This window comes from Enterococcus salsurae (assembly GCF_054784955.1).
This window is the reverse complement of record NZ_BAAHWY010000001.1, coordinates 804,988-822,124: the sequence shown is the minus strand read 5'-3', so window position 1 is coordinate 822,124 and position 17,137 is coordinate 804,988. Positions and strand designations below refer to the sequence as shown.

Genomic DNA, 17,137 nt, shown 5'->3' with positions numbered 1-17,137 from the left:
AAATTATGCGTTATCCAATTATATTAAATCCCGACGAACGTCTTCGTCGTAAAGCCAAACCTGTATCCGTGATCACAGATGAGCTGGTCCAGTTGTTAGATGATCTTTATGAGACGATGGTCGCCCATGACGGCATTGGCATCGCTGCACCACAAGTTGGCAAAAATCTGCAAGTGGCTATCGTTGAAGTAGACGAAGACGATCGGTTTGAACTGATCAATCCTGAAATCATCGAAGCCAAAGGCGAAACGCTAGATGTTGAAGGCTGCTTAAGCATTCCCCATACATTCGGTACGGTCAAACGGGCGGATGAGATCACTGTCCGGTACTATGACCGTGAAGGAGAAGAAATGGAAGTGGAGGCTTTTGGCTATTTGGCGCGTGCCATGCAGCATGAAATCGATCATTTGAACGGTGTCTTATTTACCGATAAACTGATCGAACGTATTCCAGAAGAAGACCTAGAAAAATATATGGAGGAACATGACCATGACTAAAATCGTCTTTATGGGGACACCGGCTTTTTCAGTGCCGATCCTTGAAGGCTTGCTAGAAGAAGGCTACGAAATCGCTGCAGTTGTGACACAACCAGACCGACCCGTCGGCCGTAAAAGAATCATCACACCGACACCAGTCAAAGAAGCTGCTTTGAAACACGGGTTACTTGTTTTACAACCAGAAAAAATCAGCGGTTCTCCAGAAATGGAACAAATCAAGACGCTGGCGCCTGATTTATTGATCACGGCAGCTTTTGGCCAATTTCTGCCTAGCAGCTTGTTGGCAGTTCCTACACATGGTGCGCTGAATGTCCATGCATCATTGTTGCCGAAATATCGCGGCGGTGCGCCCGTGCATTATGCCATCATGGCAGGTGATCAAGAAACTGGCGTCACCATCATGGAAATGATCAAAAAGATGGATGCTGGCGGCATTTTTGCCCAAGAACGGTTACCAATCACCCCTCAAGATGATGTAGGTACGATGTTTGACAAATTAAGCGCACTAGGTAAAACGCTATTGCTGCAAACTTTGCCAAAAATTTTATCGGGGGAATTGACACCTGTGCCTCAAGATGAAGATTTGGTGACCTACTCGCCAAATATCAGCCGAGAACAAGAAGCAATCGATTGGGGCAAAACAGCCCAGCAAATTGATGCACAAGTTAGAGGCATGCGGCCATGGCCTATCGCATTCACAATGTATCAAGACCAACGTTGGAAAATTTGGTCAGTGTCATCAGTAGCGCAAACGACAACTGCTGCGCCGGGTACGATCATTGAACGCAGCAAAAAAGAATTATTGATCGCCTGCGGATCAGGAACCGTTTTAGCAATCGATTCATTGCAGCCGGCAGGCAAAGGCCAACAAGACATTGCCGCTTTTTTAAATGGTAGTGGACAACAGGTTCAGGTTGGACAAAAGGTCGGTGCATATGAAGCGTGATGTAGGAGATATTCAATATACCGTTCGATATGTAGCGCTGGATGCACTGCTTAGGATCGAAAAAGGCGGGGCTTATTCCAATCTCTTATTGCGAGAGTTGATCAGCCATGGGCGCCTAAACAGCAAAGATGGCCGCTTATTGACAGAATTGGTCTATGGTACAGTCAGCCGACAAATCCTGCTTGATTTTTATTTAGAACATTTTATCAAGGATGCCAAAAAAGTTGAAACATGGGTCAAATCTTTGTTGCGTTTGTCGCTATATCAATTATTGTATCTAGATAAAGTACCGGACCATGCGATCATTCATGAAGCAGTAGATATCGCGAAAGCCAAAGGCAATCCAGGTACAGGGAAGTTCGTGAATGGCGTCTTGCGCAATGTCCAAAGAAAAGGTGTACCAGCCGTTAAAGTGCTCAAAAAACCGCTCAAACGCTTGGCCACGGAGATCAGTATGCCCAAGTGGCTGACAGAACAATTGGTGGATCAAATCGGTATGGAAGAAACACGAGAGCTAGGGTATTCATTATTCGACCCGAATCACGCCAGCGGTCGGATTGACTTAGCGCGTATCTCTCAAGAGGCGGCGATCGCACAATTACAAGAAGAAGGTATCGATGCCAGACCTAGTGAAATCTCGCCTTATGGCATTATCGCCGATAAAGGCTTTTTGGCTGGTTCCTCCTTGTACCGATCGGGTATGCTGACGATTCAAGACGAAAGTTCTATGCTGGTGGCACCGGCATTGCAGATTGCACCCGATCATAAGGTGTTGGACGCTTGTGCGGCACCTGGGGGCAAGACCACCCACATTGCTTCTTTCTTATCCGCAGAAGCCGGCGGTAAAGTGACGGCATTGGATATTCATGAGCATAAAGTGAAATTGATCCAGGAAAATGCGACCCGCTTGGACGTATCCTCTGTCGTTGAAGCGATGGTCTTAGATGCGCGTAAGGTCGCGGATACATTTCCTGCAGAATCTTTTGATCGAATCTTGGTCGATGCGCCTTGCTCCGGTTTAGGCCTGATGCGCCGCAAGCCAGACATCAAGTACAACAAAACAGCCGCTGATTTCGCGCGGTTGCCAGTCATTCAACGGGCAATTTTGGAAAGTGTTGCCCCAACACTGAAGAAATCGGGTATAATGGTGTACAGCACATGTACGATTCTTGCAGAAGAAAATCAACAAGTTGTGGCCGCCTTTTTGGCTGATCACCCAGAATTTGAGTTGTATGATATCGCAGTTGATCCTGTGGTGGCATCATCGATCAAAGACGGTTTATTAACGATTTATCCGCAAGATTTTATGACAGATGGCTTTTTTATCAGTTGTCTGCGCAAAAAGTAATGAGGTGAAAGAAATTGGAGATACGTTTTCAATCAGATGTCGGCAAACGGCGTAATACGAACCAAGACTTTGCAGCAACCTATGTCAATAAAGCAAATATCACATTGGCACTGCTTGCAGATGGCATGGGCGGCCATCGTGCCGGCGATGTAGCCAGTCGACAAGCAGTTAGTGAGATCGGCACCGCTTGGGAACAAACGACACTGACCGATAGTGAAAAAACGGCCCAATGGCTGATCCAAAAGATTCAGCAAGAAAGCCAAGCCATTTACCAAAAAGGCCAAACGCAAGAAGAACTCAATGGTATGGGTACAACGATCATTGCCGTGGCGCTTTTTGGCGATCAATTTACGATTGCCAATGTAGGCGACAGCCGTGCGTATTTGTTGCGTAATCATACATTGACACAAATCACGGAAGATCATTCATTGGTCAATGAATTGGTCAAATCGGGACAAATCACTGCTGAAATGGCCTTGAATCATCCAAGGAAAAATGTGTTGACCCGCTCTGTGGGGATGCCCAGTGAAGTAGAAGTGGATGTAGCGATCCATTACTTTGGTGCACAAGACTATTTATTGGTTTGTTCAGATGGATTGACCAATATGGTGTCTGATCAAGAAATCGCTGCGACGATCGAAGGAACGCCAGCGTTAGAAACCATTGTCCAACAATTGATCGACCAAGCCAACGCTAGAGGCGGCGTAGACAATATCACTGTACTGCTGATCAAAGTCGGAGGAGAAGGCCTATGATAGAAATTGGCAAGAAAATCAACGGCCGTTACAAAATCATCGGCAATATCGGCAGTGGCGGCATGGCCAACGTCTTTTTGGCCCACGATCTGATTCTAGACCGTGAAGTTGCTATCAAAGTCTTGCGCTTTGATTTCCAAAATGATCAAAGTGCGATCCGTCGTTTTCAGCGTGAAGCATTGGCAGCTACTGAATTGGTTCATCCCAATATCGTGACGGTCTATGATGTAGGTGAAGAAGATGGGATGCAATTTTTGGTCATGGAATACGTCAAAGGCATGGATCTGAAACGATACATCCAAACGCATTATCCAGTTCCTTACTTACAAGTGGTGGATATCGTGCAACAAGTATTGTCGGCAGTAGCCTTAGCCCATCAGCACCGAATCATTCACAGAGATTTGAAACCGCAAAATATTTTGATCAATGAAGAAGGTGTCGTGAAGATCACCGATTTTGGGATTGCGATCGCATTATCGGAGACATCGATCACGCAAACCAATTCGATGTTAGGTTCAGTCCACTACTTGTCACCAGAGCAAGCCCGGGGCAGCATGGCGACCAATCAATCGGATATCTACGCCATCGGGATCATTCTATATGAAATGTTGACGGGCAAAGTACCGTTCGACGGTGAGTCAGCCGTCACCATTGCATTGAAGCATTTCCAAGATGATATCCCATCGATTCGCATCTATGATAAAAATGTCCCACAATCGATTGAAAACATCGTATTGAAAGCCACTGCCAAAGAACAAGCCGATCGCTACAAAACGGCAGACGAAATGCGAGAAGATTTGGCTACTGTTTTGTCACCAGACCGTTTGAACGAGCCTAAATGGACGCCCCATGCTTTGATGGATGAAACACGGGTGATCACACCGATAGAGGAAGCAGCCATCGTGGCACCTGCGGAAACAGAACCAGTTGAGGTACCTGAGGAAGAAACCAAGGACAAACCTAAGAAGAAAAAGAAATGGTGGTTGATTTTTCCGATTTTAGTGTTTGCAGCAATACTTGGGATCGGCGGTTATTTCTTATTTGGCGGTGGTCGAGGAGATGTCGCGATCCCAGATGTCAGTGGCGATACTGAGGCCACTGCGCGAACGACCCTGACGGATGAGGGCTTACAAGTTGCTGAGGAAGTGGAAGAAATCGCTGACGATGAGATCGAGGCAGGCCAAGTGGTCAAAACCGATCCCCCAGCCGGCAACGAGGTCAAAAGAAATGCGACCGTGACCCTGTATATCAGCAGCGGCACGGAGAAGATTGCTTTCAAAGACTATACTGGCCAAACCTTTGAAGATGTCAAAGAAGAATTGATCAAGCTGGGCTTCTCTGAAGATCAGATCAATTCAGAAACCAAGTCAGATGAAGATGTTGCCGAAGGAGATATCATCAGCCAATCTCCAGCAGAAGACGAAGAAGTATCGCCGAAAGAAGATACAGTCAGCTTCGTTGTCAGCAGTGGCCCGGCTTCTTTCGAAATGGACAACTATTATGGGAGGACTGAAGCAGCTGCAAAAGCAGATCTAACCTCTAAAGGTGTTGCCTCAAGTCAGATTTCGATCGTCTACGCCACCAGTGATCAGCCATCAGGCACTGTGATTGCCCAGGCACCTGAATCAGGCGGTGAAGTGTTTGCTTCTAGAACGACGATCACTTTGACGATCAGCAGCGGACAAGAAATGGTCAATGTGCCGCGGATCGTCGGCAAATCACAAGCGGATGCTGAAGCAGACCTAAATGAAGCAGGATTACTCTATGATATCGAAGAAGCGTCTGATTACAGTGATACCCCAGCCGGTCAAGTGACAAGCGTTTCACCAGGTGCGGGGACATCAGTTGCTGTCGGCTCAAAGGTGACCGTCACTGTATCAAAAGGACCAGAACCAGAAGAATCAAGCAGCAGTTCAACGACAAGTTCAGACTCCACAACCGAAACACCAACGAGTTCTACTACATCGGATGATGATTAATCCATAGCAGCATCGTATTTTTTTAGAAACGTCAATCGCCAGCATCGGGAAATGCTCCCTGCTGTCGACTTGGCGTTTTTTGTACTAGTCAAGCAAAGAATCAGCCCAATTCCGTATGTGATTTTAAAAATTCCTTTAGTAAACGCCCCCTGTTAAGCGTACGTCTTTGCAACGACGTAAAATTTGGGTATAATGAAGGTCAGAATTAGTCAAGGGAGGGAAATGAATTGAGTCATCATAACACTTCCGATTTGATTGAAGCCTATTTGAAAAAAATCCTTGAAGATAGCGAAATCATTGAAATTCGCCGTGCCGAAATGGCCAACCTTTTCAATTGTGTGCCTTCACAAATAAACTATGTCATCAATACCCGTTTTACCGTACAGCGGGGCTATACCGTTGAAAGCAAGCGAGGCGGGGGCGGATACATTCGGATCGAAAAAGTCAAAATCACAGATAGCCATCACTATTTAAAAGAAATCAATCAATTATTTGATGAAACGATTTCGGAAAAAGATGCCTATGCGATTATTCAAAAGCTGTATGAGGAAGGAATCCTGTCCAAGCGAGAAGGCAATTTATTATTGACCGTCATCGCGAAAGCAGTTCTAGGACGTTCTCCTTATGAAAATAGAACACGCGCAGATTTGCTCCATGCAATACTAGAACGATTAAGTTATGAAGACAGGAAGTGAAAGAGATGGATGAACTATTCACCCAACGCGCGAAAGCCGTTTTGGCGATTGCGCAAGAAGAAGCGAAATACTTTAAGCACCAAGCCGTTGGTTCAGAACACATCTTGCTTGCCTTAGTCATTGAACAAAATGGCATTGCTGGCAAAACACTACGAGAAATGAATATCACTGAAAATGATATACGTGAAGAAATCGAACATTTGACCGGATATGGCACTGTACGCCATTATCCAGAGAACGCCTATTTGGCTTACTCGCCACGGGCGAAACATACCTTCGCCTTTGCTGGAGATGAAGCCAAGCGATTAGGGGCTCCGCAAATTGGTACAGAACATTTATTGCTGGGACTATTACGAGATGAAGACATTCTGGCGTCTCGGATCATGCTGAATTTGGGCTTAAGCTTAGCCAAAATGCGGCAATTATTGAAGAAAAAAATGGGCTTTAGTGAAACCAAAAATGGTGCAGCCGGTCGTCGTCGTCCAGCCCAAGGAAAGGCGCAGCCACAAGGCACGCCAACCCTTGATTCATTGGCGAGAGATTTGACCAAATTGGCCAGTGACAAACGCTTAGACCCTGTTGTCGGCCGTGCCAAAGAAGTCAAACGGCTGATCCAAATTCTGAGTCGCCGGACCAAAAACAATCCAGTATTGGTTGGTGAACCTGGTGTAGGTAAGACCGCGATTGCTGAAGGGCTAGCCCAAAAGATCATCAATGGCGAAGTTCCAGAAGATATGCAGAACAAACGCTTGATGATGCTAGATATGGGGGCATTGGTAGCAGGCACGAAATACCGTGGCGAATTTGAAGATCGGATGAAAAAAATCATCGATGAAATCTATCAAGATGGGCAAATCATTCTCTTCATCGATGAATTGCACACCTTGATTGGTGCTGGTGGTGCAGAAGGCGCGATCGATGCCTCAAATATCTTGAAACCAGCATTGGCCCGTGGGGAACTGCAAACCATCGGGGCAACTACACTAGATGAATACCAAAAATATATCGAAAAAGATTCCGCACTTGAACGACGTTTTGCTCGAGTTCAAGTGGATGAACCAACACCCGAAGAAGCCGAAGAAATTTTACGTGGCTTACGTCCACGTTATGAAGAACATCATGGCGTAGAAATTTCTGATGAAGCATTGCATGCAGCCGTTCAATTGTCTGTTCGCTACATCAATTCCCGTCAATTGCCTGATAAAGCCATCGACTTGATGGACGAATCGGCAGCCAAGGTCCGCTTGGATCGCACGGATGAGAGTTCAGAGTTGGCTGAATTGCAAAATGATATCGCCAATTTGATCGAAGAAAAAGAAGCTGCGATTCGCCAGCAAGATTTCGAAGCCGCAGCCCGTTTGCGGATCAAAGAAAAGAAATTGACCCAGCAATTAACGGAAGTAGCTTTCATGGAAGTCAAAGAAGCATCGGGCTATGCAGATAGTGTGACTTCTGAAGATGTTGCAACTGTCGTGTCTCAATGGACAGGTGTACCCTTGCAGCAAATGGAGAAAAAAGAAAGCGAACGCTTATTAGATCTTGAGAAAATCTTGCACCAACGCCTTGTTGGTCAGGAAGAGGCGGTCAAAGCCGTTGCCCGTTCGATTCGACGCGCCAGAAGCGGGTTGAAAGATCCTAACCGTCCGATTGGTTCCTTTATGTTCTTAGGCCCAACCGGCGTGGGTAAGACTGAATTGGCGAAAGCCCTAGCGGAAGCCATGTTTGGCAGCGAAGATGCCTTAGTCCGTGTCGATATGTCTGAGTTCATGGAAAAATATAGTACCAGTCGATTGATTGGGTCACCGCCAGGCTATGTCGGCTATGACGAAGGTGGGCAGCTGACCGAAAAAATCCGCTCTAAGCCTTATTCAGTCATTTTGCTGGATGAAGTCGAAAAAGCCCATCCAGATGTTTTCAATATTCTATTGCAAGTCTTAGATGATGGCCATCTGACGGATGCCAAAGGCCGAAAAGTCGATTTCCGCAATACGATTTTGATTATGACATCAAATATCGGGGCACAAGCAATCCGAGAAGAAAAAAGTGTTGGCTTCAATGTGACGGATCTGACCAAAGACCATCAAGCAATGCAAAAACGGATCCTTGAAGAGTTGAAGAAAGCCTTCCGCCCAGAATTCTTGAACCGTGTCGATGAAACAGTCGTCTTCCAATCATTGGGTGAAGGCGAGATCCACGAAATCGTCAAAATTATGAGCAAGTCGATTATCAAGCGATTGGCGACACAAGACATTCAATTGAAAATCACGCCATCTGCCATCGATGTGATCGGCAAGGCTGGTTTCGATCCTGAATATGGTGCCCGTCCTATCCGACGTGCACTGCAAAAAGAGGTTGAAGATCGGTTGAGTGAAGCCTTGCTATCTGGACAAATCCATTTAGGTGACAAAGTCACGATCGGTGCCTCTAAGGGAACGATCACCTTAAATGTCAAAGAAGGCCAAGCCAAAGTATTGCAACAAGTCTAATCACGGAAGGCAGCAGGTATCCTGTTGTCTTCTTTTTTTGTTTGCACATGTATGAGAAACGAAAAGGCCCGTTGATCTATCTATTGAAAGGGCTTCTTTTGTTACCGCCAGACAGCTGCATCTATTGATTCAGTTTTTTTTCTTAAGCCTTTTTTGTTGGCTCATAGGCGCAAGGATTGCATTCATGTATCATTCGTATCAAGGAAATCTCGTCAGTTATGCGTGTATATTCACAAACATTTTCCATGTAAAAGCTTTCTATATCAACAATGAAAACTGATCGACATCATTTTTCGTGAAAGAAAGAATAGCGGATGCTATTGGAAACTTGCTGTCTATGTGATACTATGAATGAGTTAAAAAAAGGAGGCGCACTATGGTCGAGATTATTGCAACGGTCGAATCGATCGAACAAGCGACGGCGATCATGCCCTATATCGATACTTTATTTTTTGGAGAAGAAACATTCGGACTGCGGTTGCCGGCATCCTTTTCTCGTGAAGAACAATCCACATTGATCCAAATGGCCCACCAAGCAGGCAAGAAAGTAACAATTGCTGTCAACGGGATCATGCATCCCGAAAAAATGACTTTGATCCCCGAATATTTACGTTTTTTACGGGCACAGGCAGCAGATCAAATTGCCATCGGTGATCCAGGCATTATTTACCGCATGCAGCAAAATCCTGAATGTGCGCTGCCATTTATATATGCAGCTGAAACCTTAGTTACCAGTGCACGCCAAATCAATTTTTGGGGCCAAAAAGGTGCAATTGGTGCAGTCTTAGCGCGGGAAGTTCCTTTCGATGAAATGAAAGACCTTGCGCCGCAAGTCGATATTCCAGTAGAAGTATTGGTCTATGGTGCAACTTGTATCCACCAATCGAAACGGCCGTTACTGCAAAATTATTATCACTATACGCAACAAACAGAAGAAAAAAATCATAAACGCGGATTGTTTCTATCGGAACCTAAAAAAGAAGAAACCCATTATTCAATTTATGAAGACAGTCATGGTACCCATATTTTTGCCAATAACGATCTTAACTTGATGGAACAACTGCTGGAATTGACAGAACATGGCTATCATACGTGGAAATTGGATGGACTATATACACGAGGAACTGCTTTTGTCGACATTGCGGCCTTGTTTGCACAAGCCAAAGCGGCAATTGAAACCGATCAATTCACAACAGCTGATGCCATGCATCTGAGCACACAAATCCAAGCACTTCACCCGCAAAATCGGGGACTGGATACTGGATTTTATTCTTTTGATCGTGATGATATCAAGTAAGGAGCAATCGGAAATGACAGTCAAACAAGCATTGAAACGACCAGAAGTGTTGGCACCTGCTGGGACGTTAGAAAAATTAAAAACAGCGATCCATTATGGCGCAGACGCTGTCTATATCGGCGGTAATGCCTATGGATTACGCAGCCGTGCCGGCAATTTTACATATAAAGAGATGGCGGAAGGCGTTGCTTTTGCCAAAGCCCATGATGCCAAAGTCTATGTGGCAGCGAATATGGTCACCCATGAGGGCAACCAAGAAGGCGCGGGAGAATTCTTCCGAGAGTTACGGGATGTCGGCATTTCAGCTGTGATTGTATCTGACCCAGCATTGATCAGTATTTGTGCTGCGGAGGCCCCAGGTTTGCCGATCCATTTATCGACACAAGCTAGTGCCACCAATTACGAAACACTAGAGTTTTGGCGGGAAGAAGGCTTGGAACGTGTGGTTTTGGCACGGGAAGTTTCGATGGCAGAAGTGGCTGAGATCCGCAAACATACAAGTGTTGAGATTGAAGCCTTCATCCATGGCGCGATGTGCATTTCTTATTCAGGTCGTTGTACGTTATCGAACCATATGTCGATGCGAGATGCCAACCGCGGCGGGTGTTCGCAATCTTGCCGCTGGAAGTATGACTTGTTCGATATGCCTTTTGCAGGAGAACGGAACAGTTTGACCAAAAACGGCGCAATTGAAGAAGAATACTCCATGAGTGCAGTAGATATGTCGATGATCGAACATATTCCTGATTTGATCCAAAACGGTGTTGATAGCTTTAAAATCGAAGGGCGCATGAAATCGATCCACTACGTGTCCACTGTAGCCAATGTCTATAAAGCAGCCGTTGACAGTTATATGGCCGATCCTGACAATTATGTCTGCAAACAAGAATGGATCGATGAGTTATGGAAAGTGGCGCAACGAGAATTGGCCTCAGGTTTTTATTACGATACACCAAGTGAAAATGAACAACTATTCGGAGCCCGGCGCAAAATCCCGCAATACAAATTCATCGGGGAAGTCATGGCGTATGACCCAATCACCCAAACCGCCACGATTCGCCAAAGAAATCACTTTTCAGTCGGCGATGAGATCGAATTTTATGGTCCCGGATTCCATCACTTTCACCAAACTGTGGAAGTCATGTATAATGAAGATGGTGAAGCCATCGATCGCGCACCAAATCCAATGATGCTTTTAACGATGCCGGTCAAAGAACCAGTAGCCGTTGGAGATATGATTCGGAAGAAAAAATAAGGTCGAGAGTTATTCTCGGCCTTTTTGCTATCCATCCTCTAGGTTGTCATGCTCCACATGACAGAATGGAAGAGGAACAGCACTAAAGGAACCTAGTGGCACATAGTTACGCTAAGAACATAACAAAGGGAGGAAATAAAATTTGGAAATTTATGATTACATAGTGATAGGCGGCGGTAGTGGCGGGATTGCTTCTGCTAATCGTGCGGGCATGCATGGTGCCAAAGTATTATTGATTGAAGGAAATGAATTAGGCGGTACCTGTGTCAATGTCGGTTGTGTGCCCAAAAAAGTGATGTGGCAAGCCAGTGAAATGTTGGAGATGATCAAGCGGGATGCACCTAGTTACGGAATTTATCCACATGTGGATAAATTTGATTTCGCGGATCTTGTGGATAAACGTGAAAAATATATTGAGTTCTTGCATTCAGCCTATCAAAAAGGCTTAGATAGCAATCATATCGATGTGATTCGAGGTTATGCACAGTTTGTGGATAACCATACAGTGACCGTCGATGGCACAGCCTATAAAGGCAAACATATCCTGATCGCTACAGGTGGCAAACCAAGTAAAATGCGTATACCTGGTGGCGAATATGCGATTGATTCCAATGGATTCTTTGCCCTCAAACATGCACCTAAACGGATGATCGTCTTAGGCGCTGGCTATATCGCTGCAGAAATCAGTGGTGTCAGTCAGCAACTAGGCAGTCAGGTGGCTTGGGCTTATCGCAAAGAACGGCCATTGCGGACTTTTGATCAGATGCTGGCAGATAACTTAGTAGAGATGTACCAAGAAGCGGGTATCGAAACATATGCTGGTTATACTGCGAGGGCGATTACTAAAGAGGATGAAACCTATACGGTCACCTTTGAAAATGGCGCTACTTTGACTGGAGATTGTGTCCTGTTTGCAGGGGGCCGTATCCCGAATACAGATCAGTTGAATATTGAAAACACGGATGTCACATTAGATGAAAAAGGATTTGTTGTGGTTGATAAATATCAAACGACTACCGTTGACCACATCTATGCAGTCGGCGATGTGATCGGCAAATTAGATTTGACACCAGTAGCCATCGCCGCTGGCCGCCGTTTATCTGAACGGTTGTTTAACGGACAGTCCGAATCTTATTTGGACTATGATCTCGTACCGACGGTTGTCTTTACGCATCCGCCAATTGCTACGATTGGTCTAACCGAAGAAGCGGCCCGCACACAATATGGAGAAGCAATCAAGGTTTACCGTTCACGCTTTACCCCGATGTATTTTGCTTTGAATGACTATCGGCAAAAATGTGAAATGAAATTAGTATGTCTTGGCAAAGAAGAAAAAATCATTGGCCTGCATGCTATTGGTGTAGGTGTGGATGAAATGTTGCAAGGCTTCGCAGTCGCAATCAAAATGGGGGCAACAAAAGCTGATTTTGATCAGACAGTGGCGATCCATCCAACGGGTTCAGAAGAATTTGTGACGATGCGTTAAAAAAAGTTGTTGAGGGGCTTCCTCAACAACTTTTTTTTGATTAGTTTGTGCGGCTTAAAATTTGTTCAGTGATGCGATAAAGATAGTCTTTACTCTCGTCTGGTGTTTCTGGCAGTTTCTTGATGCCTTGCAAGGCTTTATCGGTGTATTTGGCGGCTAATTTTTTGGCCTCAACCAATCCTTTACCCTCTTGCACCAGTTGATAGATCACTTGGGTATCTGCATCTGTCATGGCGTCTTTTTTGGCTAATATCGGCAGCATGTGCGTCCGGTCAGTCTTTAATGCCAACAATAAAGGCAGTGAATAGACCCCCTGACGGACATCTTCCAAAACCGGTTTGCCAAGCTGCGCAGAAGCTTGGCTATAATCAAGAATATCGTCCATGATTTGGAAAGCCAATCCAATTGATTCGCCAATTTCTTTGGCTTGATTGGCAAACCGCAGCGAAGTGCCGCTTTCATATGCCCCTATAAAACAACTCAAAGCAAACAATTCAGCTGTTTTGCCGCTGATATTTTCTAAGTAATCGGCGACCGTCACATTGACATCGTATCGTTTACTCATTTGCCCCAATTCGCCAGCCAATATTTTTTCCATACTGCGAGAATTCATTTGCAGGCTTTTCATAGAGCTGGCATAATCCGCCATCAATTTGAAACAGCAGACAAATAAGTAATCGCCCGCATAAACCGCCACATCGTTGCCAAACTGTGACCGAATCGTTGGCAAGCGGCGACGTGTATCTGCGTGGTCAACGATATCATCATGGATCAATGATGCCGTATGCAGCATTTCGATCGATGCCGCCAATGCCACAGCTTTTTCAGGATCTTTCTCACTGCCAAAGGAAGAGAATAAGAGTTGATAGGCTGGGCGCAATAATTTACCGCCGGAATGAATCATAGCGAGAATGGCTTCTTCAACAGCCTTATTTTTTAATTTGAGCGATTTTTCCATTAATTGCAAGGAGGCAGACAAGTCAGCTTGCAGTGCTGGATATTCTTGCCACATTGAATGAAGTTTCATAATTGGCTCCTTTATTTTGAATCCGTCGTGCGCCATTTGACCTTTGTCTGACGCTCATAATCCAGTTGAAAACGGCGAAGCGTTTCAACGCGTTGTAATAAGTAATTGGCGGCGATCCCGATGGCTATCCCGGACAAAATCCCAAAAAAAGACAAGACAGGTAAATAGAGCATCACACTCCATGATTGTGCAATCCAAGAAGCGGTCACTAGTTGGCCTACATTATGCAAAAAACCGCCTGCCGCACTAATCCCGATAATGCTGACTCTTTTAGGCCCTAATTGTTTCACTAGGAGCATGCCGAAATAACTGAGTAGCGAGCCGCTCATGCTATACAAGAAGGTGGAAACAGTCCCGCCGAGCAATGTGGTGAGGATCAATCGCAGCCAGATCAGCAAAAAGCTGTCTTTTTTTGGCATCGTGAACAAGGCGATGATCGTGATCAGATTCGCTAATCCCAGCTTGGCACCAGGTGCAAAAGCGAAAGGATAAGGGATCATATTTTCCACTAAGCCAATCACGACACCTTGTGCCACCAAGAGGGAAATGAAAATTATTCGTTGTAATCGACTCATAAGCAAACGATCAATAAATCAGATCGTCGGTTTCACTCCCATCTGAAGCTTGGATTTCTATCACCATTTTGTGGGGCAGACACACGATCGTTTCGCCGTTTTTGCTGGCCCAGCCGCGACGTACGCAGATCTGATCACCGCAATTGGCTTCTTTGATCCGGATACGATCGCCATCTATTTCAAGTAAATTATAATCACCATCTTCATCTTCGTAAAGATAGGTATAGCTTTTTTGTCCTTCTACGAGATCAAAACGTTTGATCTCAGTGCCATCCACCCGCAAAACAGCTTCTTTGGTTGCTGTTTGTGTTTGCCCGAAAATGAGGATTGGCAAAAAAGAGCTGAGAATCAAGAGGAGGATGATCACGCCGTCCCACGGTTTTAAATGGGCGTTTTTGATAAATGTTTTCAATTTTGTCATCATAAGACTCCTGTTCTGACATGGGATCTGTTTCATTCTAGCACAATCACCCATTCTTCTACTAGGTCTATCCGCCAATTTATAGGCAAGTGCATAGGATCGATCCATAATTTGGAAAAAGACTAAGACACTGATCAAAAATCAGGCTGTCTCAGTCTTTTCTCGTGCTATTGAATTGTTCCTCAAAGGATTATTTTTTGCCGTATAAAGATCGTGGTGTACCGTACCACCATTTACCTACAGTACGTTGCAACCATGGAATCACCCAACGATCTAAACCAACTGCGCGGCCAGAACCATTCATCAAGGCGAAGGCAACTGGAATGAACCAGATGTTGACCCAATAGAACATGCCGGACATACAGAAAGTGATCACCAAGATGATCGTTGTTGCGTTGACTAACCATGTGAACAAACCAGCCATCAAAGCCAAAGCCAAAGCAATTTCAGCGAAGACCATGAATTTTTGGAAGAACATTGCGACATCGTTGTTCGGCATGATGAATTGCATCACTTTTGTGAACCAATCAGGTGATTTTTCGATCACGATCATTGGTTGTTCGCCGTAAGCATAGCTTAAACCGAAATGCGCTGCTTGCGTTGCCGCTTCACCAGCTGCTTCACCAGCGCCACTTGCTGCACTTGCTGCATCTGCCGCTTCGCTCGCGCCACTTGCCGCGTCTGCAACAGTTTGATATTCCCAAGTCCATGGGAAGACACTGTTTCCTTGGAACCAAGAACCTTCACCAAACCAAGTACTTGGTTTGAATACTTCACCATTGTCGCCTAAGATTTTGGTAAAGGCTTCAATGAACCAAACCAAACCGTAGAAAATACGTAAAGGCACACTCCACAAGACATTACCATAACGAGAAGTATGGCCGCGGGCCACTGTCCGGTCGTCTTTGATGTGGAAAATTTCATGCATCAAGTATTGGAACATATAGTAACCTGAACGAATATCAAAGAAATATTTTAAGTTGACGATATGCTTCATAATGATGGCTAAGAAACCACTTAAATGAATTTTGTTGAATAAGTTCGCTACGCCCCATTTCGCGCCGATCGATACCATAAATCCTTGATAGTTTCCTTTGAATTTATGTTTCTCGCCGCCTTTGATGGCTGCTACGATATTGCTTGCCGCAGTATGACCAGTTTGTTCAGCTGCTTGCACGATTTGTGGTGTTGGCGTATTCGGGAATTCTTCGAAGTAAACCAAGTCACCGATAATATACATATTTTTGTCTTCATAGCCTTTGGCTTCCATATATTCATTGGCAACCAAACGGAACCCACGGGCTGTTTCCAAACCAAAGTCAGCTGCATCGCTGGTTCCTTTCACACCAGCTGTCCAAATCAAGGTATGCGTTGGTACAGTTGACCCATCTTTCAATTTGATATGGTCAGGTGCGACTTCAACGATTGGTGCATTCAAGACCAAATCAACATGATTTTTCTTCAAGTAACGTTCTGCTTTAGCTGCATCGTTACGATCCAACATGTTCAAGATCGTTGGCATTGCTTCAACGACTTTCAGGCTGATCTCGCTTGCATCTAACTTGTAATCTTCTGCTAGACGGTCTTTCCATTCAATCAGTTCACCGATCATTTCGATCCCAGTAAATCCAGAACCGCAGACAACGAATGTCAACATTGCTTTACGCAAAGCTGCATCGGGTTCGATCGCTGCTTTTGCGACAGTTTTTTCGATATGTTCGCGAATGCGGACAGCATCGTCGAATGACCACAACGTGAAGCCATGTTCTTTCACACCAGGCGTACCGAAGTCGTTTGGCTCGCCACCCATACCAAGAACAAGGTAATCAAAGGAATAGCTACCTAATTTTGTTTGAACAGTTTTATTTTCTTTATCGATACCTGTTACAGTATCGGTAACCAAGCGGACATTTTTCTTACGGGCGAACAAACGTTGCAGATCGTATTGGATCGCAGTTGGTTCAACGCGTCCTCCAGCGACTTCATGCAGTTCAGTCATCATCGTGTGATAAGAGTGACGGTCGATCAATGTTATCTCAACATCATTGTCTTTTTTTAGCTTTTTTGCCATGTACTTTGTTGCAGAAACCCCTGCATACCCCGCACCGACAACGACAATGTTTTTCTTTGCCATTGCAAATCTCTCCTTAGTAAAAAATAATCTATGATAATAATTACACAATCGAACCTATTATATAGAGAAAAGTTCCATTTGTCTAACTATTCTGTTGAAAAAAATAGGGATTTCATGAAATTCGTGAAAATTTCCGGAAATCAAAAAAGAAAGTAAATTTATGTGAAAAAGCGTTAAGTAAGCGGTTGACATATTGATAATTTACTTTACAATGTTATATATATCACAAACTTTTT

General features: G+C 44.8%; 14 protein-coding genes. 10 read left to right on the top strand and 4 right to left on the bottom strand.

What is annotated here, in order from left to right; all coding sequences use genetic code 11:
- The first annotated feature begins 5 nt into the window (after positions 1-5).
- The 10 genes from def (at position 6) to gor (ending at position 12,744) form a co-directional block, all read left to right on the top strand.
- Positions 6-497, top strand: a complete 492-nt coding sequence (gene def, locus ACYVRS_RS04025; protein WP_054114851.1) for a peptide deformylase — start codon at positions 6-8, stop codon at positions 495-497.
- Positions 490-1,443: a methionyl-tRNA formyltransferase gene (gene fmt / locus ACYVRS_RS04020; protein ID WP_461202626.1), complete on the top strand. Its 954-nt coding sequence runs from the start codon at positions 490-492 to the stop codon at positions 1,441-1,443. Before def ends, fmt begins: the two co-directional genes overlap by 8 nt.
- Positions 1,433-2,791: a 16S rRNA (cytosine(967)-C(5))-methyltransferase RsmB gene (gene rsmB, locus ACYVRS_RS04015; RefSeq protein WP_313538849.1), complete on the top strand. Its 1,359-nt coding sequence runs from the start codon at positions 1,433-1,435 to the stop codon at positions 2,789-2,791. Before fmt ends, rsmB begins: the two co-directional genes overlap by 11 nt.
- A gap of 14 nt (positions 2,792-2,805) precedes the next feature.
- Complete coding sequence (locus tag ACYVRS_RS04010) at positions 2,806-3,546, top strand: Stp1/IreP family PP2C-type Ser/Thr phosphatase (RefSeq protein ID WP_312542847.1); 741 nt, start codon at positions 2,806-2,808, stop codon at positions 3,544-3,546.
- On the top strand, positions 3,543-5,525 hold the full coding sequence (pknB, locus tag ACYVRS_RS04005; protein ID WP_313538848.1) for a Stk1 family PASTA domain-containing Ser/Thr kinase: 1,983 nt from the start codon (positions 3,543-3,545) through the stop codon (positions 5,523-5,525). The genes ACYVRS_RS04010 and pknB overlap by 4 nt, the downstream gene beginning before the upstream one ends.
- Before the next feature lie 227 nt (positions 5,526-5,752).
- Positions 5,753-6,220 (top strand): CtsR family transcriptional regulator, encoded by a 468-nt coding sequence (locus ACYVRS_RS04000; protein WP_054114856.1) that lies wholly within the window; start codon positions 5,753-5,755, stop codon positions 6,218-6,220.
- A 5-nt stretch (positions 6,221-6,225) separates the two neighbouring features.
- Positions 6,226-8,706 (top strand): ATP-dependent Clp protease ATP-binding subunit, encoded by a 2,481-nt coding sequence (locus ACYVRS_RS03995; RefSeq protein ID WP_313538846.1) that lies wholly within the window; start codon positions 6,226-6,228, stop codon positions 8,704-8,706.
- 376 nt (positions 8,707-9,082) lie between these two features.
- Positions 9,083-10,003 (top strand): peptidase U32 family protein, encoded by a 921-nt coding sequence (locus ACYVRS_RS03990; protein ID WP_313540848.1) that lies wholly within the window; start codon positions 9,083-9,085, stop codon positions 10,001-10,003.
- A gap of 13 nt (positions 10,004-10,016) precedes the next feature.
- Entirely contained in the window at positions 10,017-11,258 is a 1,242-nt protein-coding gene (locus ACYVRS_RS03985) for a peptidase U32 family protein (RefSeq protein ID WP_313540846.1), read from the top strand.
- A 142-nt stretch (positions 11,259-11,400) separates the two neighbouring features.
- On the top strand, positions 11,401-12,744 hold the full coding sequence (gene gor, locus ACYVRS_RS03980) for a glutathione-disulfide reductase (RefSeq protein WP_461199052.1): 1,344 nt from the start codon (positions 11,401-11,403) through the stop codon (positions 12,742-12,744).
- Positions 12,745-12,784: 40 nt separating this feature from the next.
- On the opposite strand, the gene ACYVRS_RS03975 is transcribed toward gor, so the two are convergent.
- From ACYVRS_RS03975 to ACYVRS_RS03960, 4 genes are all read right to left on the bottom strand, one after another.
- Positions 12,785-13,771 carry a polyprenyl synthetase family protein gene (locus ACYVRS_RS03975; RefSeq protein WP_461199053.1) on the bottom strand — a complete coding sequence of 329 codons (987 nt, stop codon included), beginning with the start codon at positions 13,769-13,771 and terminating at the stop codon, positions 12,785-12,787.
- Between the two features lie 11 nt (positions 13,772-13,782).
- Complete coding sequence (locus ACYVRS_RS03970; RefSeq protein WP_054114863.1) at positions 13,783-14,346, bottom strand: Gx transporter family protein; 564 nt, start codon at positions 14,344-14,346, stop codon at positions 13,783-13,785.
- A gap of 10 nt (positions 14,347-14,356) precedes the next feature.
- Complete coding sequence (locus tag ACYVRS_RS03965; protein ID WP_054114864.1) at positions 14,357-14,767, bottom strand: NusG domain II-containing protein; 411 nt, start codon at positions 14,765-14,767, stop codon at positions 14,357-14,359.
- Between the two features lie 190 nt (positions 14,768-14,957).
- Positions 14,958-16,901 carry an NAD(P)/FAD-dependent oxidoreductase gene (locus tag ACYVRS_RS03960; protein WP_054114865.1) on the bottom strand — a complete coding sequence of 648 codons (1,944 nt, stop codon included), beginning with the start codon at positions 16,899-16,901 and terminating at the stop codon, positions 14,958-14,960.
- Positions 16,902-17,137: the final 236 nt, after the last annotated feature.